The following is a 21,032-nucleotide window of genomic DNA, read 5'->3' as shown; positions in this document are numbered from 1 at the left end:
ACCCGGACGAAGCTCCAGCGCCGCCGGGCGTCGTCCGGGCCCGCCGCGAGCCGACAGATGACCGGCGCGACAGGCCTTGGCGGGTTGCCGCGTCGCGCCGGCGCTGCGATGCTCCGCCGCATGACTTCCCCGGGGAGCGACACGATCCAGGTGCTCGGTGCGGACAAGGAGCTGGAGGAGCGGCTCAGCGCGGAACTGACCGCGTTCAACAACCGGGCGACCGGGGCGGCGGACGAGACCGACCTGTCGGTCCGGGTGACCGACGCCGACGGTGGACTGGTCGCCGGGTTGACCGGCTGGAGCTGGGGCGACTGCGCCGGGATCAACATGGTCTGGGTCCGCGAGGACCGCCGGAGCGAGGGCTGGGGCGGCCGGCTGCTGCGCGCCGCCGAAAAGGAGGCCCGCCGGCGCGGCTGCACCCAGATGTCGGTGTCGTCGTTCTCGTTCCAGGCGCCGGAGTTCTACCGCCGGCACGGCTACCTGGACACCGGGCGCCGCGAGGGCATCCCCGGCGGGAACGTCGACCACCACTTCTGGAAGTCGCTGGTGACCGACCCGGCCGCCGCGGTGCGCCTGGTCGCGCTGGTGGAGCTGCCCCCCGGCGCGGTCGAGGAAGGCCGGGCGTACGAGGACCGGGTGCTCGGCCTGCTGGGGCGGCACGGCGGGCGGGTGGAGCGCCGGCTGCGCACCGGTGACGGGCGTACCGAGGTGCACGTCATCCGGTTCGACACGCGGGCGGGCTACGAGTCCGCCCTGACCGACCCGGAGCGGCTCGCGCTGCGGGCCGCCCTCGGCGACGCCGCCCCGACGACCCGGGTCCTCGAGGTCGAGGAGGTCTGACCGCAACCGGTGAGGTGGCTCGCGACCCCGCACCGTCACGGACGGGCCGAGCCGGGCAGCCGAAGCGGCGGGAACGGCGCCGCCGGACGGACGTCAGTCCGGTACGGGAGCGGCGTCCGCGGGGACGGTGGGCGCGGCCGAGGTGGCCCGGATGCGGCGGGTCCGAGCCCCACCGAGGATCACCACCGCGACCCCGGCCAGGAGCAGGGCCAGGCCGGGCAGCGCGAGGGTACGCGGCAGCTGATCCAGCCACACCCAGCCGATGAGCGCGGCCCCGGGGGCCTCCAGCAGGATCAGCACGCTGACCGTGGTCGCCGACACCCGGCGCAGGGCGTAGTTGAACATCGAGTGCCCGAGCAGTTGGGCGCCGGCCACCAGGGCCAGCACGACGAGCCATGTGGTGGCGTCGAAGCCGGTCACCGGCACGCCGCCGACCAGACACACCACCAGCAGCAAGGCCGCACACACCCCGTAGCAGATGGTCGTGTACGTGGTGGTGCTCACCGCCGTACGGGCGCGCTCGCCGAGCGCGGTGTAGACCGCCGCGAACATGCCGCCCGTCACGGCGAGCAGGTCACCGGCGAAGGCGGGGCCGGACACGGCGAAGTCCGCCCCGGTGGCCAGGGCGGCGCCGGCGACCGACACGCCGATGCCGATCCACACCGTCACCGGCAGCCGGCGCCCCTGCGCCCGGGCGATCAGTCCCTGCCAGACGGGCTGGGTCGCGACCAGCGCGGTGGCCGCCGCGACCGAGGTGAGCTGCGCGCTCGGCATCCACGTGGCGAAGTGCGCGGCGAGCGCGACACCGGAGAGTACGCAGTACCAGCCCTCGCGCCGGCCGCCACGCGCGGTCAACGCCCGGAACTCCGCCCGCCGCCGCACCAGTGCGACCGGACCGAGTAGGGCCGTCGAGAGCAGGTTGCGCCAGAAGGCGATCGCGAGGGCCGGCGCGGCCGCGAAGGCGACCAGGGGCGCGGACGACGACACGGCCACCACGGCGAGCGCGAGCGCCCCGAACGTCAGCGGGTCCGGTGCCGGGCGGTGCGGTGCGGAGGACACGGGGAGAGATAGTCACACAACTTCGGTAACAACCGACGGTCAGCGCCCGGTTACGATCCAGGCCGTCCGTCGGCGACCCCCTCAACCGCCCGGAGGCCCTCCCCCATGCCCATGTTCCAGGCGGTGCTGTTCGACTTCTTCGGCACGCTGACCCGTTCGGTGCAGCGCGGCGTGGCGCACCGGACGACCGCCGACCTGCTCGGATGCCCGCCCGACGTCCTCGTCGACGTGCTCGACCGCACCTACTACCAGCGCGCCACCGGCCGCCTGGGCACCGCCGAGGCCACCTTGCGCTGGGTCTGCGAGCAGGCCGGTGTCCGCCCCTCCGACACGGCGGTGCGGTCGGCGGTGGCCGCCCGGCACGACGCCGTCCGGGCCGACACCCGGCTCCGTGAGGAGGCGGTGCCGACCCTGGCCGCGCTGCGCCGGCGGGGTGTGCGGACCGGGCTGGTCAGCGACTGCACCCACGAGCTGCCGGCCTTCCTGCCGCACCTGCCGATCGACCCGCTGCTCGACGTCCGCGTCTTCTCCGTACAGGTCGGCCGCTGCAAGCCGGCCCCGGAGCTGTACCGGACGGCGTGCCGCCGGCTCGGCGTGGCACCGGCCGAGTGCCTGTACGTCGGCGACGGCGGCAGCCAGGAGCTGACCGGGGCGGAGCGAGCCGGGCTGACCGCCGTCCGCCTGGTCGCCCCCGACCTCGCGGGCCACATGGCGTTCAACCGCGACGACGCCTGGACCGGCCCCGAGCTGCTCTCCCTAACCGAGGTGATGAACCTGGTTGACGAGCCAGCACCGATCGCCGCGACCCGCCGCGGGTGAAAGGAAGGGCCCCTTCTTAACGGCTGCGGTAGTGGAAGGGACCCCTGTCAACGGCGCAACCGCTCAGCGGCGCCGCACCCGGTGCAGGCGGAACGGCTTGCGGGTGGCCCGGACAACCGGCGCCTCGCGCGGCACCTCGGCCAGCGAGTCGGCGGGCAGCGCGGCGCCGGCCACCGGCTCGCCGGCGGGCGTCAGCCGGTTGAGGGCGCAGCCGTCGGCCGCCCAGCGCGCCACGAGGTCGGCGGTCGGGCCGGGCGCGTTCAGCCGCTTCGCCGCGACCAGCGGCGCGACGGTCTCCCAGTCCTCGCTGCCCGGGGCCACCCGGGACACGTCGGCCGGCCAGGTGACGATCCGGCCGCCGTGGTCGCCCCGCAGGGTGACCTGCGCGTGGGTGGCGTCGGCGAGCCCCGGCGCGGACTGCTCACCCGGCCCGCTCACCACCAACAGCGCCCCCTCCAGGGGGAAGCACCAGAGGGCGAGGGCCGGGCCGCCGGGAACGGCGACCCAGGCCACAGCGGCCTTCTTCGTCGCCTCGTCGACGAGGGGCGTGGTGGTCCGCTCTGCGTCCGTCACTCCCGCATCCTCCCGTACCCGTACCCGGCTCGCGCGGCCAGGCGGAGTTAACAAGGGGCCCTTCCCCTACCGCAGGCGTTAAGAAGGGGCCCTTCCTTGCACCTCAGCGCGGGTCAGCCGATGAAGGGTGGGACCAGGATCTCGCCGCGGGCCACCGGCATCACCTGACCCGAGACGGTGGCACCGACCGCGGTGCCCCCGGCCGCGGTCACCGTGCAGGCCAGCGACGACGGGCGGTTGAGCTCGACGCCCTGGCGTACGGCGTAGCTCGACCGGCCCTCCCCGGGGAGCAGCCCGCTCGCCACCAGCCACACCCCGAGCCCGAGGGCGGCGGAGCCGGTGGCCGGATCCTCCGGCACGCCCAGCCCGGGAACGAAGACCCGCGCGTGGGCGGTTTGCGAGTCGGCGTCCCAGGAGAAGACGCTGACGTGCTCCACCCCGTACCGCTGCGCCGCCGCCGCGTTGACCCGCGCGCGGGCCACCGCGTCCGCACGCACCGGGAGGTACGGGAACTCGAGGCCGCAGCCGGCCACCCGGGGCGCCGGGCCGACGTGGTCGTCGGCGGTGAGCCCGGCCATCTCCAGCAGCGGGTCCGGGTCCAGTTCGGGGCCGAGGGTGGGCATGCCGCCGGTCAGCGTCGCGCCCGTCGCGGTGACCTCGATCGGCAGGACGCCGGCCCCGCACTCCTGCAGGACCGGGCCGGCGCCGAACAGCCCCCGCCGGCTCGCGGTGACCGCCGCTCCGACGCTCGGATGCCCGGCGAACGGCAACTCGTCGACGGGCGTGAAGATCCGCGCCCGATAGGTGGCGCCGGCCTGGGTGGGCGGGAGCACGAACACGGTCTCGGAGAGGTTGAACTCGAGTGCGAGCGCCTGCATCTGCTCGGTGGCCAGCCCGTCGGCACCGAACACCACCGCCAGCGGGTTGCCGGCGAAGGGGCGGTCCGTGAACACGTCCACGATCTCGTAGGCCAGGGTCGACATGGTGATAAACACTAGGCGCTGCCGGCCGGTATCGACGTTCCAGCCCGGCCGCGCCGGACCGGGACGCCAGGACAGGCCCTAGGCTGGTGCGCGTGAGCTCGCCGACCCGGGTCTACATCGCCCGCCTCGCCGGCGTCGCCGTCTACGACCCCAACGGCGACCAGGTCGGCCGCGTACGTGACGCGGTGGCCCGGCTGCGGCCCACGAAGCGTCCGCCGGAGGTCGTCGGTCTGGTCGCCGAGATGCCGATGCGCCGGCGGATCTTCCTCTCCATCAACCGGATCACCTCGATCGACGCCGACGCCGTGGTGCTGGGCAGCGGCACGCTCAACCTGCGTCGCTTCGAGAAGCGCCCCAACGAGCTGCTCGTGCTCCAGGAACTGCTGGACCGCCGGGTGCAGATCGACCCGGGCGGGCAGGCGGGCACGGTGGTGGACGTGGCGATGGAGTCGACCCGCGGCGAGTGGTCGCTCACCCGGGTCGCGGTACGGGAGCAGACCGGCCGGCTCTCCCGCCGGGGCCACCTGCACCAGGTCGAGTGGGACCGGGTCCGCGGGCTGAGCGGGATCGCGGACACCCGGGGCACCGCCAACCTGCTGGCCGTACTGGAGGACATGCGCCCGGCCGACCTGGCCAACGCCCTGCAGGACCTGCCCGACGCGCGGCGCAACGAGGTCGCGGCGGCGTTGGACGACGCGCGTCTCGCCGATGTGCTGAGCGAGTTGCCGGAGCACGACCAGGTGGAGATCCTGGCCGCGCTGAACCGGGAGCGCGCCGCTGACGTGCTGGAGCTGATGGACCCGGACGACGCCGCCGACCTGCTGGGCGAGCTGCCGCCGCCGGAACAGGACGTGCTGCTCGACCTGATGGAGCCGGACGAGGCCGACCCGGTGCGGCAGCTGCTCAAGTACACGCCGGGCACGGCGGGCAGCGTGATGACCTCGGAACCGGTGATCCTGCCGCCGGATGCCACGGTCGCCGAGGCGCTGGCCCGGGTCCGGGAGCCCCAGCTCTCCCCCGCCGTGGCCGCCCAGGTCTTCGTGGCCCGGGCGCCGATGACCACGCCGACCGGCCGTTACCTCGGGATGGTTCATTTCCAGCGGCTGCTGCGCGAGCCACCCGCGGACATGCTGGGCGGCGTGGTGGTCAACGACATCGACCCGCTGCGCCCGACCACCCCGCTGCCTGAGATCACCCGCCGGATGGCCACGTACGACCTGGTGGCCATGCCGGTGATCGACCGGAACAACCGGCTGGTGGGCGCGGTCACCGTCGACGACGTGCTCGATCACCTGCTGCCCCCGGACTGGCGGGAGCGGGACGCCGTTCCCGCCGGCCCGGCCGCCGCCGACGACGAGGCACCGGACGGCACGGATGGTTGAGCAGCGACGGCCGCAGCGGCTGGACCAACCCCGCGAACCCCGGCGGGTGTCCCTGCCGCGCTTCGACCCGGAGGCCTTCGGCCGCTGGTCGGAGGGGATCGCCCGGGGTATGGGTACGGCGAACTTCATCGTCTACATGACGCTGGTCATCATGGCGTGGTTCGCCTGGAACACCCTCGCGCCGGCGAACCTGCGGTTCGACCCGTACACCTTCACGTTCCTGACCCTGATGCTGTCGTTGCAGGCCAGCTACGCGGCGCCGCTGATCCTGCTGGCGCAGAACCGGCAGACGGACCGGGACCGGCTGGCGTTGGAGGAGGACCGACGCCGGGCGACGGCGCAGAAGGCGGACACCGAGTACCTGGCCCGGGAGATCGCCGCGCTGCGTAACGCGATGGGCGAGGTCGCCACCCGGGACTTCCTCCGCTCGGAGCTGGCCCGGCTCGCCGAGGAGTTGGACGACGCCGCCGAGCGCCGGCAGCGGCGGGGGCGGCCGGGCGGCGGGGACGGGCTGGACGAGCCCCGGGACGACCGGGACACCGACTACGCCCGCGACGGCCGCCCGGAGACGCGGTGAACGCCGCTTGCCTCAAGGGGCCAGGCGAGCGGCGTTCGCCTCGGATCGTCGCATTTCCGCCGGATCCCGTCCAGACACCGCCGGCCATCGAATCGCTCACACCGGCCCCCGTCAGCGGCGGTGACGGATTTCCGCCGACGTAGCATTGCGGGCATGTCAGCACCCGTCAGCACCGTCTCCGACGCGATCCAGGCCGCCCTGGCCACCGTCAACGACCCGGAGATCCGCCGGCCCATCACCGAGCTGGGCATGGTCCGCTCCGCCACGGTCGGGGACGACGGTGTCGTCCGGGTCGAGCTGCTGCTCACCGTGGCCGGTTGCCCGCTGAAGGACAAGCTGCGCACCGACATCACCGCCGCCGTGGGCGCGGTGCCGGGCGTCGCCGGCGTGGAGATCGAGTTCGGCGTGATGAGCCCGGAGCAGCGCAAGGAGCTCCAGGCGACGCTGCGCGGCGGTGCCGCCAGCGAGGAGCCGGTGATCCCGTTCGCCCAGCCGGGGTCCCGCACCCGGGTGTACGCGGTCGCCAGCGGCAAGGGCGGCGTCGGCAAGTCCAGCGTGACGGTCAACCTGGCGGCGGCGCTGGCCGCCCGCGGGCTCTCCGTCGGCGTGGTCGACGCCGACATCTACGGCCACTCGGTGCCCCGGATGCTCGGCGCCGACGGCCGGCCCACCCGCGTCGAGGACATGATCATGCCGCCGGAGTCGCACGGCGTGAAGGTCATCTCGATCGGCATGTTCACCGCCGGCAACGCCGCCGTCGTCTGGCGCGGCCCGATGCTGCACCGGGCGTTGCAGCAGTTCCTCGCCGACGTGTACTGGGGCGACCTGGACGTGCTCCTGCTCGACCTGCCGCCGGGCACCGGCGACGTGGCCATCTCCCTGGCCCAGCTGCTGCCCAACTCGGAGATCCTGGTGGTCACCACGCCGCAGGCCGCCGCCGCCGAGGTGGCGGAGCGGGCCGGCGCGATCGCGCTGCAGACCCACCAGCGGATCGTCGGCGTCATCGAGAACATGTCGTGGCTGGAGCTGCCGGACGGTTCCCGGATGGAGGTCTTCGGGGCGGGCGGCGGCCAGACCGTCGCCGAGTCGCTGACCCGGACGATCGGCGCACAGGTGCCGCTGCTGGGTCAGATTCCGCTCGACACGCGGGTCCGCGAGGCCGGTGACGAGGGCACCCCGATCGTGCTGGCCGAGCCGGAGTCGCCGGCCGCCAAGGCCCTGGGCCAGGTCGCCGACCGGCTCGCCGTCCGGCGGGAGTCCCTGCTCGGCAAGCCGCTGGGTCTCAAGCCCGCCGGCCGCTGACGGCCGACCGGCGCGGGCCTACTGAGCGAATTCGAGGTGCGGCGAGTCGTGGTGTCCCGGTGCCGGGACGCCGCGATGTGCGGTGGGTCGAGTCGATCTTGTGGCGCGGCCGGGTACGGCGGCGGTCAGGTCGCGTCGTCGTAGCTGACGCGGGGGGCCGGGGCGGTGGGGGTGCTGCCGGTGGCCGTGGTCGGCCGGCTCCCGTTCGAACGCACGTCCGCGGCGGCGGCCACGTCCTTCAGCTCGTTGTGCACGCCGGTGACGTCGGCGCGCAGGTTGTCGTAGACACCCTGCAACGGCTTCCGGATGGCCGCCTCGTCCTCCTCGCTGAGCAGGTGCTTGCGGATGAACGCCTTGGGGTGCAGGTCCTCCAGCTGGATGTCGGTGCCCAGCTCGCGGCTCAGGTCGCTGGTGGCGCTGGTCGCCATCCGGCGGAGGTTGCGCACCATCCGGAGGCCGTCGTTGATGACGGCGGGCAGCCGATCACCGAAGATCAGCAGCGCCAGGAGCAGCAGCGCACCGATCTCCCACCAGTTCAGGTTGTCGAACACTGCGCGGGCCTCCTCTCGGCGTCACCGCAAGCCTACGCACGTCGTAGGCCACCCGGGGAGGGGGTGCGGGCGTCACTTCACGTCTGCGGCGAGCGTCACCGAGGCGTTCTGCTGGGACGTGCCCCGACGGTACTCAACGGTCACCACGGATCCAGGCGCGAACTTGCGGACCAGGGCGATCAGGTCGGTGGGCTCGGTCATCGGACGTCCGTTGAGCTTGAGGATCACGTCGCCGGCCTTCAGCCCGGCGCCCGCCGCGGGGCCGGACGGCTCCACCGAGTTCAGCCGTACGCCGGCACCCGCGCCCAGGCCGGGGCCACCGACCTGGGCGCCGATCACCGTACGCCGGGCCTTGCCGGTGCCGATGATGTCCTGGGTGATCCGTTTGGCCTGGTTGATGGGAATGGCGAAGGCGAGCCCGATGTTGCCCGCCTCCTGCCCGTCCGCGACCAGTGACTTGATCGTGGAGTTGACGCCGATCACCCGGCCGGCGCCGTCGATCAGTGGACCGCCGGAGTTGCCGTGGTTGACCGCCGCGTCGGTCTGGATCGCCGCGTAGTAGCGGGTCGGGCCGCCCGGCTCACCCGCCTGCATGGTGCGGTCGAGGGCACTGATGATGCCCGCGGTGACCGTGTTGGCCAGCGAGAGCGGCGAGCCGATGGCGAGCACCGGGTCGCCCACGGCCAGCGCGTCGGAGTCGCCGAACTCCACCGGCCGCAGGCCGCTCCTGGCGACCTTGATGACCGCGATGTCGGATTCCGGGTCCTGCCCGACGACGGTGGCCGGGGCCGTGCTGCCGTCGTTGAAGACCACGGAGGCCCGGCCGGTCGCACCCGCCACCACGTGGTCGTTGGTGATCACGTGGCCGTCGGCGCTGACGATGAACCCGGAGCCCTCGCTCGTCCCGCCGAGGCTGGCCACGCGGACCGTGACCACGCTCGGCAGGACCCGTTCCGCCACCCCGGCCAGCGACTCCGGCTTCCGCTGCGCCAACTCCGGCGGTTGCACCGGGCCGGCACCGAGCACGGACCCCGCGCCACCGCCGCCGCGAACGGCGAACGCGTACCCGAGGGCACCGCCCAGCGCGCCCGCGAGCAGGGCGGTGATCAGCGGGATGAGGAGCAGGTGCCGCAGCGCCGGCCGACCGGGGGCGTCCGGGTCGGTCACCGGCTCCGGCTCGCCGGCGGCGGCCGGCGCCGCGGGCACCACCACCGCCGCGGGCGCCGCCGGGTCACGCCACGGGTCGGCGAGCGCGTCGGACCACCAGGGTGAGGCCGTGCCACCGGTGCCGCCCGGCGGCGACACCGCCGGCGGGTGCGCGGGCGGTGGCGGGCCCGCCGGTCCGGGGCTCGTCCCGGGCTGGCGCCAGTCCCAGCCGTCGGTCACGTCGTTGCCTCCCACTCGTCCCCGGGCCCGTCCACGCGGCCCTCGGGCCGCCCCGTCCGATCGGACGGACGCCGCTTCCAGGATTACACGGATGCCGTGAGTGGGGTCAGCGGTTGCCGCGCGTGATCGTCGATGCCGGGACGCCCGGCTGCGCCCGTCACGTGTCACATCTAGGCTCACAGTGCCCACTCGACCCGTACCACATGTGCCGCCCGGAGGTGTCCCATCGCCACGGTCGCCGGTTCCGGTCCGTCGACGGCTCAGGCCCTGCAGTTCGCCGAGTCGTACGTGACCGAGGATCTCGTGCTCCGCACGGCCCGCAGTCTCGCCCGTGAGGTCGGCCTCGACGCGGTGACGCCCGGCGCCGGCGCGGCGCTGCGGCTGCTGGCCGCCGCGGGGAACGCGCGCGCGGTCGTGGAGATCGGCACCGGAACCGGCGTCAGCGGCCTCTGGCTGCTGCGCGGAATGCGCCCCGACGGCGTGCTCACCACCATCGACGTCGAGGTGGAGCATCAGCGGATCGCCCGCCGGATCTTCGCCGAGGCCGGCTTCCCCGCCGGCCGGACGCGGATCATCACCGGCCGGGCGCTGGACGTCCTTCCCCGCCTCGCCGACGGGGCGTACGACCTGGTCTTCGTCGACGCCGAGTCGACCGGCTTCGCCGCCTGCGTGGACGCCGCCCAGCGGCTGCTGCGTCCGGGCGGGGTGCTCGCGCTCAACGGCACGCTGGCCGGCGGCCGGATCGGCGACCCGGCGGCCCGGGACGTGGAAACGGTGACGATCCGGGAGACGGTCAAGGCGATCCGCGAGTCGGAGCACTGGATCCCCGCCCTGCTGCCGGTCGGCCACGGCCTGCTCGCCGCCGTGCGCTGCTGAGCGCGCCGCCGCCGGCCCGGCACGACAGCCCGTCCGGCGTCGGCCCGGCCCCCGTCGGTCCGGGGCCGGTCGGCGCCGTCGGGCGGCTCAGCGCAGCGTGTCCAGCCAGCGCAGCAGCGAGCGTACGCCCCAACCGGTCGCGCCCCTGGTCAGCTCCGCGTCGTCGCCGTCCGCCCAGGACGGCGCGGACATGTCCACGTGCACCCACCGGTCGCGCAGCTCGCCGGTGAACTCGCGCAGGTACAGGGCCGCCACCACCGACCCGGCACCCTGGTTCGGCGCACTGTACAGGTCGGCGAGGTCGCTGCCCAGGTACTCGACGTAGTCGGCGGGCAGCGGCATCCGCCACACCGCCTCGCCGGCCGCCTCGACCGCCGCCAGCACGTCGCCGGCGAGCCGGTCGTTCTCGCTGTAGAGGGCGCCGGTCCGCTTGCCGAGCGCCACCGCGTTCGCCCCGGTCAGCGTGGCCAGGTCGACCAGCACGTCCGGTCGCAGCTCACGGACCGCGTACGCGAGGGCGTCGGCGAGGACCAGTCGTCCCTCGGCGTCGGAGTTGGTGGTCTCGCTGGTCAGGCCGCCGTAGTGGTGGATGATGTCGCCCGGCCGGAACGCCGAGCCGCTGACCATGTTCTCGGCCAACGGCGCGAGCGCGGTGACCCGCACCGGCAGCCGCAGCGCCGCGGCGCCGACGGTGGCCGCCACCACCGCGGCCGCCCCGGCCATGTCCTTGCGCATCAGCTTCATCGCCGGCACCGGCTTGATCGAGATGCCGCCGGTGTCGAAGGTGATGCCCTTGCCGACCAGCACCACGTGGGTGCGGGCGTCGGCCGGCCGCCAGTCCAACTCGACCAGGCGGGGGCCGTGGGCCGAGCCGCCGCCCACGGCGAGGATGCCGCCGAAGCCCTCGGCGGCCAGTTCGGCCGGCTCGCGTACCCGCAGGTGCAGGTCCGGCGTCCCGGCGGCGTGGGCGGCCACCTGTCCGGCGAACCACTCGGGGTTCTTCACCGACGACGGGGTGTTGGTCAGGTCGCGGGCCCACCGGGTCAGCCGGGCGGTGGTCCGGGCCGTCTCGACCACGGCGCCGTAGCGGTCCGGGTCGGTCACCAGCAGGTCGACCCCGGTGAGCGCGGGCACACCGCCGGCGTCGGTCAGCCGGAACCGGTACGACGCCAGCAGCAGCCCCTCGTAGATGCCCCGGACGGCGGCCGGCGACGCGTCCGGCGGCAGCGCGATCGTGACGTGCGTCTCATCCGCGACGGCGCGGACCAGCGCGGCGCCGGCCCGCCGCCAGCTTCCCTCCTCGCCGTCACCGATCCCGAGCAGGACCAGCACACCGGGGTTCCGCCCCGGGCGGAACTGGGTGCGGATCTCACCGGCGCGGCCGGTGGAGCGGGCGGCCGGGGCCAGCGCGGCGGCCTCGTCGGCGACGCCGTCGGGCAGCGCCACCGCGGTCGGTACGGGCGCGGCCGGTGCGTCGTCGCCCGCCCCCTCCCTGGCCGGACGAAGGGGCAGGACGAGCGTGTCGAGGCGCTCAGGCTCGGCGACCAGGCGGATGGCGAGCACGCGGGACCGTACCTCCAGGACTGAGATCGCGCGGAGCGGGAGTGACCCGGGCGCCCCGCGCCGGTGAAACCCTGAGCCACCGGCCGGGCCGGTGGCTCAGGGTATGACGAACCGTCCGGGCGACGGACGCCGCCCAAACGCTTCTTGATCAGCCGGCGGCCGCCTTCAGCGCGTCACCGAGCGCGTTGGCCTCGTCGGGAGTCATCTCGACGACGAGCCGGCCACCGCCCTCCAGCGGGACCCGCATGACGATGCCCCGGCCCTCCTTGGTGACTTCCAGCGGACCGTCGCCCGTCCGCGGCTTCATCGCCGCCATGTTGTCTCCCCTCAGACCTGAACCAGGGTCGGTGGGTTGCCCCACAGCCACTTCGCCACGACCATCCGCAACCTGTGCGGAGGTGTCGACCAACGATTTTCCCTGATGAACACCGCCGGACCCAAACCGAGGCAGCATTGATGTAACAGCATCTAGCTTATCTTGAGAAGGCCTGTCACAATGTGCGGTCATGCAGGCACGGTCGGCACTCTTCGACCTGTACGGTGACTACCTCCGGCCCCGGGGCGGTCGGGCGCCGGTCGCCGCCCTGGTCAAGCTGCTGGCGCCGCTCGGCATCGCGCCGCCCGCGGTGCGGACGGCGGTCTCGCGCATGGTGCGCCAGGGATGGCTGGAGCCGCTCCGGATGGCCTCCGGGCCGGGTTACGCCATCACACCAAAAGCCGCCCGCCGGCTCGACGAGGCGGCGGCGCGCATCTACCGCACCGGCCGGATCACCTGGGACGGGCGGTTCGACCTGCTGGTCCTGGAGGCGCCGGCCTCCCGGCGCGAGCGGCAACGCCTCGCCGCCAACCTGAGCTTCCTCGGCTACGGCACCCTCGACGAGTGCACCTGGGTGGCGACCCGTCCCGGCGAGGACGTGGACCTGCTGCTGGAGGAGGCAGGGGTGCGCTACGAGCGGTTCACCGCCGCCCACTCCGCCGGCACACCGGGAGCGATGGGTGTCGTCCGCCGGGCGTGGGACCTGGCCGAGATCGGCCGGGCGTACGAGCAGTTCGTCGCCGAGCAGCGCCCGCTGCTGTCCGGCGTCACCGTCCGCAGCCCCGACGAGGAGGCGTACGCGGCCCGGTTCCGGCTCGTGCACGCGTGGCGTACCTTCCTGTTCCGGGACCCGCAGCTGCCGCCGGCACTGCTCCCCGAGCGTTGGCCGGGCACCGCGGCGGCCAGCTTCTTCGACCGGCACGCGGCCCGGCTGCGGCCGGCCGCCGACCGGTACGTCGAGCACTGCCTCGACGCCGGCAACCGCATCGCCCGACAGAAGGGTCGTTGACACCGTGACCGAGCCGCTGCTCGTCGACCGCACCGACGCCGTCGTCACCCTGACGCTGAACCGGCCGACGGCCATGAACGCGCTCGACGTGGCGCTCAAGGAGGCCCTGCGGGACACCCTCGCCGAGCTGGAGAGCGACCGGACCTGCCGGGCGGTGGTGCTGGCCGGGGCGGGCGGCTCGTTCTCCGCCGGTCAGGACCTGCGCGAGCACGTGAGGACCCTGGAGTCGACCGAGGGCAACCCGCTCGACACCGTCCGGGCGCACTACAACCCGATCGCCGCCCGGCTGGCGAACCTGCCCAAGCCGGTCGTCGCCGCCGTGCGGGGCATGGCCGCCGGCGCGGGCGCCTCGCTGGCCTTCCTCGCCGACATCCGCATCGGCGGGCCCTCGACCAGCTTCCTGATGGCGTTCGCCAAGGTCGGGCTCGCCGCCGACACCGGCGCGTCCTGGACGCTGCCGCGGCTGGTCGGTCACGCCAAGGCCGTCGAGCTGCTGATGCTCGCCGAGCCGGTCCGCGCCGAGGCGGCCTGCCAGCTGGGCCTGCTCAACCGGCTGGTCGCCGACGACGAGGAGGTGCTGCCGACCGCCCAGGAGCTGGCCGCCCGGCTCGCCGCCGGCCCGACGGTCGCGTACGGGGCCATCAAGCGGCAGCTCTCCATCGCCGACGCGGGCACCCTCGCCGACGCCCTCGCCGCCGAGGCGCAGGCACAGTCGATCTGCGGCGCCACCGCCGACCACCGCTCGGCCACCATGGCGTTCGTCAACAAGCAGAAGCCGGTCTTCGAGGGCCACTGACGCGAACCGCTCCGGTCGGGGGCGGCCCTCCGGTCAGTCGTCCTCCTCCGGGTCCTGGTTGGCCTCCTCGCCGAGGACGAACGCCTGCATCGCCAGCTCGTCGCCGGACGGCGAGACGAACGCGGGCAGTTCGCGGGGGCCCAACTCCTGCACGTACGACCAGAACAGCCCGACCGCCTCCGCCGGCGACGCGGCCTCGATCGGCAGGTCCAGGCTGACCAGCCAGGTGCGCCGTGGCGGGGGCGGGCCGAGCCGGTCGGCCAGGTCCCGGAAGGCGGCCGGGGCCAGCGCGGTGAGCGGCCCGGCCAGCTCCAGCGCGTCGACGGGCACCGGCCCGTCGAAGGCCCGCCGGGTGTACGCGACCACGAGCCGCGGCCCGACGCGGTCGGACAGCGGGTCCTCCGGCACCTCCGGGCGGCGGTCGCCGGCGTCGGTGACCCGGCCCAGCGCGACCAGCCGGAGCGGCTCGTCGGCGAGCACCGCGATCCGGTCGCCGAGGCGGGGCCGGGGCTCGTCGTCGAGACCGGTGAGTTCCAGGGTGTCGTGGTGGACGAGCCGCTCGGCCTCGTACCGGTCGGGCGGCAGCAGCACGGCCCAGGTGCCCGTGCCGTCGGCGTGGGTCGTCCGGTCGGTCCGGTACGCGGCGTCGGTCGTCATGCTCCCCATCCCATCACGTCGCCTCTGGAGCGAACACGTGGCAGCCGGCGAGATGGTCGTCCACCATGCCGGTGGCCTGCATCAACGCGTAGGCCGTGGTCGGGCCGACGAAGCGGAAGCCCCGCTTCTTGAGCGCCTTGGCCATCGCGGTGGACTCGGCGGTCAGCGCCGGAACCTCGGCGAACGAGGTCGGGCGTGCCGACCGGGGCGGCGGGACGAAGGACCACAGCAGGGCGGAGAGCCCGTCCGGCAGGTCCAGCGCGGCGCGCGCGTTGGCGACCGCCGCCTCGATCTTGGCGCGGTTGCGGACGATGCCCGCGTCGGCGAGGAGGCGGGCGACGTCCGCCTCGGTGAAGGCGGCCACCGACTCGATCCGGAACCCGTCGAAGGCCTGCCGGAACGCCGGACGCTTCCGCAGGATGGTGAGCCAGGACAGGCCCGACTGGAACGCCTCCAACGTCATCCGCTCGTAGAGCGCGTCGTCGCCGCGCACCGGCCGGCCCCACTCCGTGTCGTGGTAGACGGCGTAGTCGGGGGTGCTCGCCCCCCAGGCGCAGCGCGGCAGCCCGTCGGCGCCGATCACCAGGTCAGTCACGCGTCAACGCTAGGGCAGCCCACCGACACACCCATTGCCTGGCGGCCCGCCCGCTGCCTATGGTGCTCGTTACCAAGCGGTAGCTGTGACGGTCGGCACAGGAACGGCACGGGGAGGCCGCCGAGATGAAGGATTTCCCGGACGTCATCACCTGGTCGATCCCGGCCTTCCTGCTGCTCATCGTGCTGGAGCGGATCTCGTACCTGGTCCACCGCGACGACGACGAGGTGGGCTACGGCGCCGCCGACACGGCCACCAGCCTCGCCATGGGGCTGGGCAGCGTCTTCACCGACCTGCTCTGGAAGGTTCCGGTCGCCGCCGCGTACGCGCTGCTCTACACGCTCACCCCGCTGCGGCTCGCCGAGATGTGGTGGACCTGGCCGCTGATCCTGCTGGGTCAGGACTTCTGCTACTACTGGTCGCACCGGGGGCATCACGTCATCCGCATCCTGTGGGCGTCGCACGTGGTGCACCACTCGTCGCAGCGGTTCAACCTCTCCACCGCGCTGCGCCAGCCCTGGACGGGTCTCACCAGTTGGGTCTTCTACATCCCGCTGATCCTCGCCGGCGTCCACCCGGCCGTGCTGGCGTTCTGCGGTTCGCTCAACCTGCTCTACCAGTTCTGGATCCACACCGAACGGATCGACCGGCTGCCCCGCTGGTACGAGTTCGTCTTCAACACCCCGTCGCACCATCGGGTCCACCACGCCTCCCAGGGCGGCTACCTGGACCGCAACTTCGGCGGCATCCTGATCGTCTGGGACCGGCTGTTCGGCACGTTCGCGCCGGAGCGGGAGCGGTGCGTCTACGGGCTCACCAAGAACATCGCCACCTACAACCCGGTTCGGGTGGCCTTCCACGAGTACGCCGCGATCGCCCGTGACGTGCGCGCGGCGACGAGTTGGCGGAACCGGGCGGGGCACCTGTTCGGTACGCCCGGCTGGCAGCCGGAGCCGGCGGTCGCGGCGCAGGATCCGGCGGTCACCGCACCGGCGTCGGCCACGCCGCCCGCGCCCGCGACGACCCGCTGACCACCCGGTCGTCGCCTTTGCTCTGCTTCAACCCACGCAAGGATTTCGGCGCGAGACCGTTGCGCCCGTTGAAGCAGAGCAAAGGGGGCCGGGCGGGAGTGCGCCGGCTGCGCGGCGGTCCGGCCGCCGGGACACGGTTGACGGACGCCAGGTCGCGGCGGATCTCGATGGTCAGGGGAGGCGGCCCTGCTCGACCATCCGGCCGAAACGCTTCAGCGCCTGGGTGAGGCCGACCTTCGACCCGGGCCACAGCAGCGGCCAGACGACCCGTCCGGCGGCACCGCCGGGCAGGTGGAACCACTCGTGCCAGACGACCTGCGTCCGGTCCCCGGCCAGCGGCGTGCAGCGCAGCACGCCCGGGCCCCGCAGCAGCTTCCCGCAGTGCACCACGCCGACCTCGTACGGCGCGTCCACCCGGACCACCCGCATCTCGTCGCGGAGCGCGGCCGGCCCGACCGCGGTGACCGCCTCCACCAGGCTGCCCTCGCCCCCGTCGCCCTCGACCACCCGCACCCGGGTGAACGGGATCCAGTCCGACTGGCGTTCCCAGGCGGTCAGGGCCGCGAAGACCCGTTCCGCGGGCGCCCTGACGATCACGGTGGCGGTGACCTCGGCGGCGCCGGGTCGCGCCGCCTCGCGAAGGTTCTCCGCGCCGTCCTCGGCTCTCACGCCGACTCCGAGCGCACCACCGGGCCGTGCTCGCCGAGCTGGCCCGTACCGGCCGCGTCGGCGTCCGGCCCGGACCCACCGCCGGGCGGCGGGGCGGCGCCGTTGGCGCCGGCCACCGCTGCGGCGGCCGGAGCGCCGGTGCGGTCGGCCGAGTCGGCGGGCGGGAGAGCCGCGGCGTCGGGCGGCGCCGGCTGCGCGCCGGCCGCCTTCTCACGGGCGCTGCGCAGCGCGTCGGCCTCGGCGGTGCGCCCCTCGCGCAACGCCGCGACCTCCGCCTCCAGCACGCCGATCAACTCCGACTTGTAGCCGATGTCGTACGCCGCCCGGCGCATCGCCTGGTCGACCTGGGCCATCCGGTACCCGCGCAGGGCCGTGTCGAACCGGACCTCCCCGATGTCGGACTCGCGCAGCGGGCGGGTGCCGGGCAGGGGGACGGCCTTCCCGTCCGGCTCGGCCGGCGCGAGGCCCGGATCCCGACCGGTGACCAGCACCGTCACCCCGAACACGACCGCCGCGACGGTCAGCGCCACGACCAGCAGGAGCAGAACCTGACCCATGCACAGATCGTGGCATGTCGAACGGACCGGGGCGACCCCACCACCCCAGCGACTCCTCACCTGCGACGACGAGGGCGACCGGTCGGTCCGGCCCGGCCGGGCACCGGCTAGCGTCGTGGCCGGCCGGGCACCGGCTAGCGTCGTGGCCGGCCGGGCACCGGCTAGCGTCGTGGTCGGCCGGACGGCCGGCGGCGAAGATCCTCGGGAGGCGGGATGGCGGGCGCGCTTCGGCTCGGCGGGCGGACGTTCGGCCCCGGTGACCTGGTGGTCATGGCGATCGTCAACCGCACACCGGACTCGTTCTTCGACCGGGGGGCGACCTTCGCCCTGGACAGCGCGCTGCGCGCGGTCGATCGTGCGGTCGCCGACGGCGCCGACATCATCGACATCGGCGGGGTCAAGGCCGGCCCGGGCGCCGAGGTGGACGCGACGGAGGAGATCCGCCGTACCGTCGACACCATCGCCGCCGTGCGAGCCGCCTTCCCCGACGTGGTGATCTCGATCGACACCTGGCGCGCGGAGGTGGCGGTGGAGGCGGTCGCCGCGGGCGCGGACCTGCTGAACGACACGTGGTCGGGCGCCGACCCGGCGCTGGCCCGGGTCGCGGCCGAGACCGGCGCGGGACTGGTCTGCTCCCACGCGGGCGGGTTGACGCCGCGGACCCGGCCGCACCGGGCCGCCTTCGACGACGTGGTGGCCGACGTGGTCGCGACGGTGACCGGGCTCGCCGAGCGCGCGGTCACGCTGGGGGTGCGGCGGGACGGCATCCTCATCGACCCCGCGCACGATTTCGGCAAGAACACCCGCCACTCACTGGAGATCACCCGCCGGCTGGACGAGCTGACCGACACGGGCTGGCCGCTGCTGGTCGCCCTGTCGAACAAGGACTTCGTGGGCGAGACGCTGGACCTGCCGGTCGCCGAGCGGCTGGAGGGGACGCTCGCCGCCACCGCGATCTCGGCCTGGCTCGGCGCCCGGGTGTTCCGCGCCCATCAGGTCCGGCCGACGCGCCGCGTCCTCGACATGGTGGCGTCGATCCGGGGGGACCGCCCGCCGACGCTGACGCGGCGCGGGCTGGCCTGACAGGCGCCCGGCGCCACACCCACGCCGGCCGCCCGGATGGGCCGGCGTCAGGTCCAGCGCAGGATGTTCTTCCGCCAGGCGTAGAGGATGCCCAGCGCCAGCACCGCCACGAACACCGCCATCTCGACGACGGTGACCAGGCCGAACCCGGGCCGGTCGAACACGACCGCCCAGGGGAAGAGGAACACGGCCTCCACGGCGAACAACACGTAGAGGTACGCGTACACGTAGTAACGGATCTGCACCTGCGCCCAGTCGGCGCCGACCGGGTCCAGCCCGCACTCGTAGGTGGCCCGCTTGCCCGCCGGCTCGGCCGGACGGGCAGGACGTAACACCCGATTGGCTGAGAACGCAGTAACAAAAAAGAGGAGGCTGGCGAGGAGCAGCAGCCCGAGCGTCGCGTACGAGCCCAGGTAACCGGTCACGGTGGGTCAGCCTACCGGTCCGCCCCGGGACCCGCACCGAACACGTTACGGATTTGTTTCCCCGTGGGACTAGTGCCTCCAGGCAACGATTACCGAGTATTGACTCTTCACTGATCCTCACGGAGGACTGATGGCCCGCGTGGACCAATCCGCCGGGCGCCGCGCGCGCGACCCGCGTACGGCGTACCGGCTGGCCGCCTCGTTGGCGGTCGCGCTGACGGTCGCCGCGATGCCGGGGTGGGCCACCGCTGCCCCGGTCCTCGACCGCGTCGCCGTCGCGACCACCGAGCCGACCGAGCCCGGTGCAGGTGCGACCGAGCCGGGCGGGGAGACGCCGACCGGCGACCCGACCTCGACCGGGCCGGTGCCGACCAGCCCGCCGCCCACGACGGCGGAGCCGACGTCGACCGCCCCGACCGGCGACCCCGCGCCGACCACCACCCGGCCACCGGATCCCGCCCCGGTCACCACCGCGCCGACCACGGCCGCCCCGACGACCGCGGCTCCGCCACCCCCACCCCCGCCGGTCAAGCCCACTCCGCCGGGCGGGGCCGCGCCGCTCGGCGTGACCGTCAGCACCGGCGACGTCGTTCTCACGTCCGCGTACTGGAACGCCCGATCCACCGTGACGACCCTCCGGGTCACCATCACCAACACCGGCAGCGTCTCCGAGCGGATCGGCCTCGCGTACACCCTGCCGGCCGGGATCACCGACGCCGGCACGGCGGGCTGTGCCGCCACGGGCGGCGGTGGGCACCAGTGCGGCGCGTGGACCAGCGCGCCGGGCTCCCGGTTCAGCACCGACCTGCGGCTGCGGGTGAGCCGGGACGCCTGGCGGCGGATGCCGCTGAGCGGTTCGGTGCAGGTCACGGCTACCGCGCCGGGTGCCGCGCCGGTGAGCGACAACCAGGGCTTCGCCGTCCTCTTCCCGTCCGGCCCGCCGGCCGCCGGCATCAGGTTGGAGGCGGACGAGGTCGCCTTCGACATGAGCGGCGCGGCGAGTGCACTCCAGGTGCGGCTCGGCAACACCGGTTCGGTGGATGCCAGCGGGCGCGTGGAGGTGGTCCTCCCGGCCGGGGTGACCGTGCCGACGCAGCCGCCCGGCTGCGTCGCCGTCGACCCCACCCGCACGCGGTGCACCGTCGGCATCGTCCGCGCCGGCCGCACGTCCGACCTGCGGCTGCCGGTGACGGCCACGCCTGAGGCCCAGCGGGACGCGCCGCTCGCCGGCGCGGTCGTCGGGGAGCTCGACCCGCGCAGCGGCAAGGCCCGGCAGGTCCGGTTGAGTTTCCGGATCGTCGCCGCCGCGGCCCTGGCCACGCCGGTGGCGTCACCGCCCGGGCCGGAGCATTCCCAGGGCGTCCGGGCCGTCAGCGCGTCGGACGACACCACCGACGGGATGAACTCGGTGCAGCGCACCGCCATGATCCTGATCGCCGTCTCCAGCCTGCTCGTGGTGGCGGCCCTCGCTCTCGCGACCACCTCGCTGCGGCGTCGGATGGCCGAGCCGGTCACCGGTCCGGTGCCGCCCGTCGGGCGGGAGTAGGCGTCGGGGTGACGACGCAAGGGCCGGCCCGGGGGCCGGCCCTTGTCGTGTGTGTGGTTGGGTCAGGAGGTGGCGTAGCCGCGGGTGGCGATCCAGTCGGCCAGAGCCTCGGTGGTCATCCAGTACGAGGCGGTGTCCGGGTTGGCCGAGTCGGCGATCTTCACCTGCTCGCCGCCGTCACGGTAACCCACCACGCTGATGTAGTGGCCGCCCTCGAAGGAGTGCACCCCACCGCCGGTGTCGATGGCGGTACCGGCGATGTTGGCCACCAGCGCCCGACCGTCGTCGACGCTACGGATCACATCGTCGCGCAGCTTGTCGGTCTGCTCGGCGTCGGCCTTACGGTCGGAGATCTCGACACTGCGGTAGACGTCGCGGCCGGTCTCCTTGTTCAGCACCGGCGTGATGTCGTTGATCGAGTCGGTACCGGCCTCGGT

23 protein-coding genes and 1 pseudogene are annotated in these 21,032 nt (G+C 74.1%); 11 read left to right on the top strand and 13 right to left on the bottom strand.

The window, feature by feature from the left end; all coding sequences use genetic code 11:
- Positions 1 to 120 precede the first annotated feature (120 nt).
- On the top strand, positions 121 to 840 hold the full coding sequence (locus AB0873_RS25060) for a GNAT family N-acetyltransferase (protein WP_366602576.1): 720 nt from the start codon (positions 121 to 123) through the stop codon (positions 838 to 840).
- Positions 841 to 933: 93 nt separating this feature from the next.
- On the opposite strand, the gene AB0873_RS25055 is transcribed toward AB0873_RS25060, so the two are convergent.
- The gene (locus tag AB0873_RS25055) at positions 934 to 1,899 is read right to left on the bottom strand and encodes a DMT family transporter (protein ID WP_366602574.1); all 966 of its coding nucleotides are present in this window, start codon (positions 1,897 to 1,899) and stop codon (positions 934 to 936) included.
- Positions 1,900 to 2,004: 105 nt separating this feature from the next.
- On the opposite strand from AB0873_RS25055, the gene AB0873_RS25050 reads away from it, so the two are divergent.
- Positions 2,005 to 2,718: an HAD family hydrolase gene (locus tag AB0873_RS25050; protein WP_366602573.1), complete on the top strand. Its 714-nt coding sequence runs from the start codon at positions 2,005 to 2,007 to the stop codon at positions 2,716 to 2,718.
- A gap of 63 nt (positions 2,719 to 2,781) precedes the next feature.
- Here the strand turns inward: AB0873_RS25050 and AB0873_RS25045 are convergent, their stop codons facing one another.
- Both AB0873_RS25045 and AB0873_RS25040 read right to left on the bottom strand, forming a co-directional pair.
- Positions 2,782 to 3,291: a hypothetical protein gene (locus AB0873_RS25045; protein ID WP_366602571.1), complete on the bottom strand. Its 510-nt coding sequence runs from the start codon at positions 3,289 to 3,291 to the stop codon at positions 2,782 to 2,784.
- A 113-nt stretch (positions 3,292 to 3,404) separates the two neighbouring features.
- Positions 3,405 to 4,274 carry a PhzF family phenazine biosynthesis protein gene (locus AB0873_RS25040; protein WP_155329039.1) on the bottom strand — a complete coding sequence of 290 codons (870 nt, stop codon included), beginning with the start codon at positions 4,272 to 4,274 and terminating at the stop codon, positions 3,405 to 3,407.
- Positions 4,275 to 4,366: 92 nt separating this feature from the next.
- On the opposite strand from AB0873_RS25040, the gene AB0873_RS25035 reads away from it, so the two are divergent.
- The 3 genes from AB0873_RS25035 (at position 4,367) to AB0873_RS25025 (ending at position 7,535) form a co-directional block, all read left to right on the top strand.
- Complete coding sequence (locus AB0873_RS25035) at positions 4,367 to 5,656, top strand: CBS domain-containing protein (RefSeq protein WP_155329040.1); 1,290 nt, start codon at positions 4,367 to 4,369, stop codon at positions 5,654 to 5,656.
- On the top strand, positions 5,649 to 6,233 hold the full coding sequence (locus AB0873_RS25030; RefSeq protein ID WP_155329041.1) for a DUF1003 domain-containing protein: 585 nt from the start codon (positions 5,649 to 5,651) through the stop codon (positions 6,231 to 6,233). The genes AB0873_RS25035 and AB0873_RS25030 overlap by 8 nt, the downstream gene beginning before the upstream one ends.
- 153 nt (positions 6,234 to 6,386) lie before the next feature.
- Positions 6,387 to 7,535 carry an Mrp/NBP35 family ATP-binding protein gene (locus tag AB0873_RS25025; RefSeq protein WP_366602568.1) on the top strand — a complete coding sequence of 383 codons (1,149 nt, stop codon included), beginning with the start codon at positions 6,387 to 6,389 and terminating at the stop codon, positions 7,533 to 7,535.
- Between the two features lie 125 nt (positions 7,536 to 7,660).
- On the opposite strand, the gene AB0873_RS25020 is transcribed toward AB0873_RS25025, so the two are convergent.
- Together AB0873_RS25020 and AB0873_RS25015 are read right to left on the bottom strand one after the other, a co-directional pair.
- The gene (locus tag AB0873_RS25020; RefSeq protein WP_155329043.1) at positions 7,661 to 8,086 is read right to left on the bottom strand and encodes a preprotein translocase subunit TatB; all 426 of its coding nucleotides are present in this window, start codon (positions 8,084 to 8,086) and stop codon (positions 7,661 to 7,663) included.
- A gap of 72 nt (positions 8,087 to 8,158) precedes the next feature.
- Positions 8,159 to 9,472 (bottom strand): trypsin-like peptidase domain-containing protein, encoded by a 1,314-nt coding sequence (locus tag AB0873_RS25015; protein ID WP_366602566.1) that lies wholly within the window; start codon positions 9,470 to 9,472, stop codon positions 8,159 to 8,161.
- A 288-nt stretch (positions 9,473 to 9,760) separates the two neighbouring features.
- On the opposite strand from AB0873_RS25015, the gene AB0873_RS25010 reads away from it, so the two are divergent.
- Positions 9,761 to 10,348, top strand: coding sequence for an O-methyltransferase (locus tag AB0873_RS25010; RefSeq protein WP_155329045.1), 588 nt, complete (start codon positions 9,761 to 9,763; stop codon positions 10,346 to 10,348).
- A gap of 87 nt (positions 10,349 to 10,435) precedes the next feature.
- On the opposite strand, the gene AB0873_RS25005 is transcribed toward AB0873_RS25010, so the two are convergent.
- Positions 10,436 to 11,911, bottom strand: a complete 1,476-nt coding sequence (locus tag AB0873_RS25005) for a leucyl aminopeptidase family protein (RefSeq protein WP_366602564.1) — start codon at positions 11,909 to 11,911, stop codon at positions 10,436 to 10,438.
- A gap of 148 nt (positions 11,912 to 12,059) precedes the next feature.
- A complete protein-coding gene (locus AB0873_RS25000; RefSeq protein ID WP_007455245.1) occupies positions 12,060 to 12,227 on the bottom strand; it encodes a DUF3117 domain-containing protein in 168 nt (55 codons plus the stop codon).
- 190 nt (positions 12,228 to 12,417) lie between these two features.
- On the opposite strand from AB0873_RS25000, the gene AB0873_RS24995 reads away from it, so the two are divergent.
- Together AB0873_RS24995 and AB0873_RS24990 are read left to right on the top strand one after the other, a co-directional pair.
- Positions 12,418 to 13,236, top strand: coding sequence for a PaaX family transcriptional regulator C-terminal domain-containing protein (locus AB0873_RS24995; protein ID WP_155329047.1), 819 nt, complete (start codon positions 12,418 to 12,420; stop codon positions 13,234 to 13,236).
- 4 nt (positions 13,237 to 13,240) lie between these two features.
- Complete coding sequence (locus tag AB0873_RS24990) at positions 13,241 to 14,032, top strand: enoyl-CoA hydratase-related protein (RefSeq protein ID WP_366602560.1); 792 nt, start codon at positions 13,241 to 13,243, stop codon at positions 14,030 to 14,032.
- Positions 14,033 to 14,065: 33 nt separating this feature from the next.
- Here AB0873_RS24990 and AB0873_RS24985 read toward each other — a convergent pair whose 3' ends face one another.
- Both AB0873_RS24985 and AB0873_RS24980 read right to left on the bottom strand, forming a co-directional pair.
- Positions 14,066 to 14,689, bottom strand: coding sequence for a hypothetical protein (locus tag AB0873_RS24985; protein WP_366602559.1), 624 nt, complete (start codon positions 14,687 to 14,689; stop codon positions 14,066 to 14,068).
- Positions 14,686 to 15,284: pseudogene (locus tag AB0873_RS24980) on the bottom strand (DNA-3-methyladenine glycosylase I). The gene AB0873_RS24985 and the pseudogene AB0873_RS24980 overlap by 4 nt, the downstream one beginning before the upstream one ends.
- A gap of 125 nt (positions 15,285 to 15,409) precedes the next feature.
- Here AB0873_RS24980 and AB0873_RS24975 point away from each other — a divergent pair.
- A complete protein-coding gene (locus AB0873_RS24975; RefSeq protein ID WP_366602557.1) occupies positions 15,410 to 16,315 on the top strand; it encodes a sterol desaturase family protein in 906 nt (301 codons plus the stop codon).
- Between the two features lie 171 nt (positions 16,316 to 16,486).
- Here the strand turns inward: AB0873_RS24975 and AB0873_RS24970 are convergent, their stop codons facing one another.
- Both AB0873_RS24970 and AB0873_RS24965 read right to left on the bottom strand, forming a co-directional pair.
- The gene (locus AB0873_RS24970) at positions 16,487 to 16,984 is read right to left on the bottom strand and encodes an SRPBCC family protein (protein WP_366602555.1); all 498 of its coding nucleotides are present in this window, start codon (positions 16,982 to 16,984) and stop codon (positions 16,487 to 16,489) included.
- Complete coding sequence (locus AB0873_RS24965) at positions 16,981 to 17,541, bottom strand: DivIVA domain-containing protein (RefSeq protein ID WP_366602553.1); 561 nt, start codon at positions 17,539 to 17,541, stop codon at positions 16,981 to 16,983. The genes AB0873_RS24970 and AB0873_RS24965 overlap by 4 nt, the downstream gene beginning before the upstream one ends.
- A gap of 213 nt (positions 17,542 to 17,754) precedes the next feature.
- On the opposite strand from AB0873_RS24965, the gene folP reads away from it, so the two are divergent.
- Positions 17,755 to 18,624, top strand: a complete 870-nt coding sequence (gene folP, locus AB0873_RS24960) for a dihydropteroate synthase (protein ID WP_366602552.1) — start codon at positions 17,755 to 17,757, stop codon at positions 18,622 to 18,624.
- A gap of 47 nt (positions 18,625 to 18,671) precedes the next feature.
- Here the strand turns inward: folP and ndhC are convergent, their stop codons facing one another.
- Entirely contained in the window at positions 18,672 to 19,049 is a 378-nt protein-coding gene (gene ndhC, locus AB0873_RS24955) for an NADH-quinone oxidoreductase subunit A (protein ID WP_366602550.1), read from the bottom strand.
- Positions 19,050 to 19,179: 130 nt separating this feature from the next.
- Between ndhC and AB0873_RS24950 the strand changes: the two genes are divergently transcribed.
- Positions 19,180 to 20,595, top strand: coding sequence for a hypothetical protein (locus AB0873_RS24950; RefSeq protein ID WP_366602548.1), 1,416 nt, complete (start codon positions 19,180 to 19,182; stop codon positions 20,593 to 20,595).
- A gap of 62 nt (positions 20,596 to 20,657) precedes the next feature.
- Here the strand turns inward: AB0873_RS24950 and AB0873_RS24945 are convergent.
- Positions 20,658 to 21,032: C39 family peptidase (locus tag AB0873_RS24945; protein ID WP_366602546.1), on the bottom strand; the 375-nt coding region annotated here is incomplete at its 5' end.

The organism is Micromonospora sp. NPDC047707 (genome assembly GCF_040704235.1).
Lineage (GTDB): Bacteria > Actinomycetota > Actinomycetes > Mycobacteriales > Micromonosporaceae > Micromonospora.
Note: the sequence above shows the minus strand (reverse complement) of the source record. Positions and strands in the feature narration are given on the sequence as shown.

Excerpts from the sequence above, each read along its gene's own strand:
- AB0873_RS25060 (WP_366602576.1), top strand. The coding sequence starts at position 121 with ATGACTTCCCCGGGGAGCGACACGATCCAGGTGCTCGGTGCGGACAAG.
- AB0873_RS25050 (WP_366602573.1), top strand. The coding sequence starts at position 2,005 with ATGCCCATGTTCCAGGCGGTGCTGTTCGACTTCTTCGGCACGCTGACC.
- AB0873_RS25040 (WP_155329039.1), bottom strand. The coding sequence starts at position 4,274 with ATGTCGACCCTGGCCTACGAGATCGTGGACGTGTTCACGGACCGCCCC.
- AB0873_RS25030 (WP_155329041.1), top strand. The coding sequence starts at position 5,649 with ATGGTTGAGCAGCGACGGCCGCAGCGGCTGGACCAACCCCGCGAACCC.
- AB0873_RS25025 (WP_366602568.1), top strand. The coding sequence starts at position 6,387 with ATGTCAGCACCCGTCAGCACCGTCTCCGACGCGATCCAGGCCGCCCTG.
- AB0873_RS25000 (WP_007455245.1), bottom strand. The coding sequence starts at position 12,227 with ATGGCGGCGATGAAGCCGCGGACGGGCGACGGTCCGCTGGAAGTCACC.
- AB0873_RS24995 (WP_155329047.1), top strand. The coding sequence starts at position 12,418 with ATGCAGGCACGGTCGGCACTCTTCGACCTGTACGGTGACTACCTCCGG.
- AB0873_RS24985 (WP_366602559.1), bottom strand. The coding sequence starts at position 14,689 with ATGACGACCGACGCCGCGTACCGGACCGACCGGACGACCCACGCCGAC.
- AB0873_RS24975 (WP_366602557.1), top strand. The coding sequence starts at position 15,410 with ATGAAGGATTTCCCGGACGTCATCACCTGGTCGATCCCGGCCTTCCTG.
- AB0873_RS24965 (WP_366602553.1), bottom strand. The coding sequence starts at position 17,541 with ATGGGTCAGGTTCTGCTCCTGCTGGTCGTGGCGCTGACCGTCGCGGCG.
- folP (WP_366602552.1), top strand. The coding sequence starts at position 17,755 with ATGGCGGGCGCGCTTCGGCTCGGCGGGCGGACGTTCGGCCCCGGTGAC.
- AB0873_RS24950 (WP_366602548.1), top strand. The coding sequence starts at position 19,180 with ATGGCCCGCGTGGACCAATCCGCCGGGCGCCGCGCGCGCGACCCGCGT.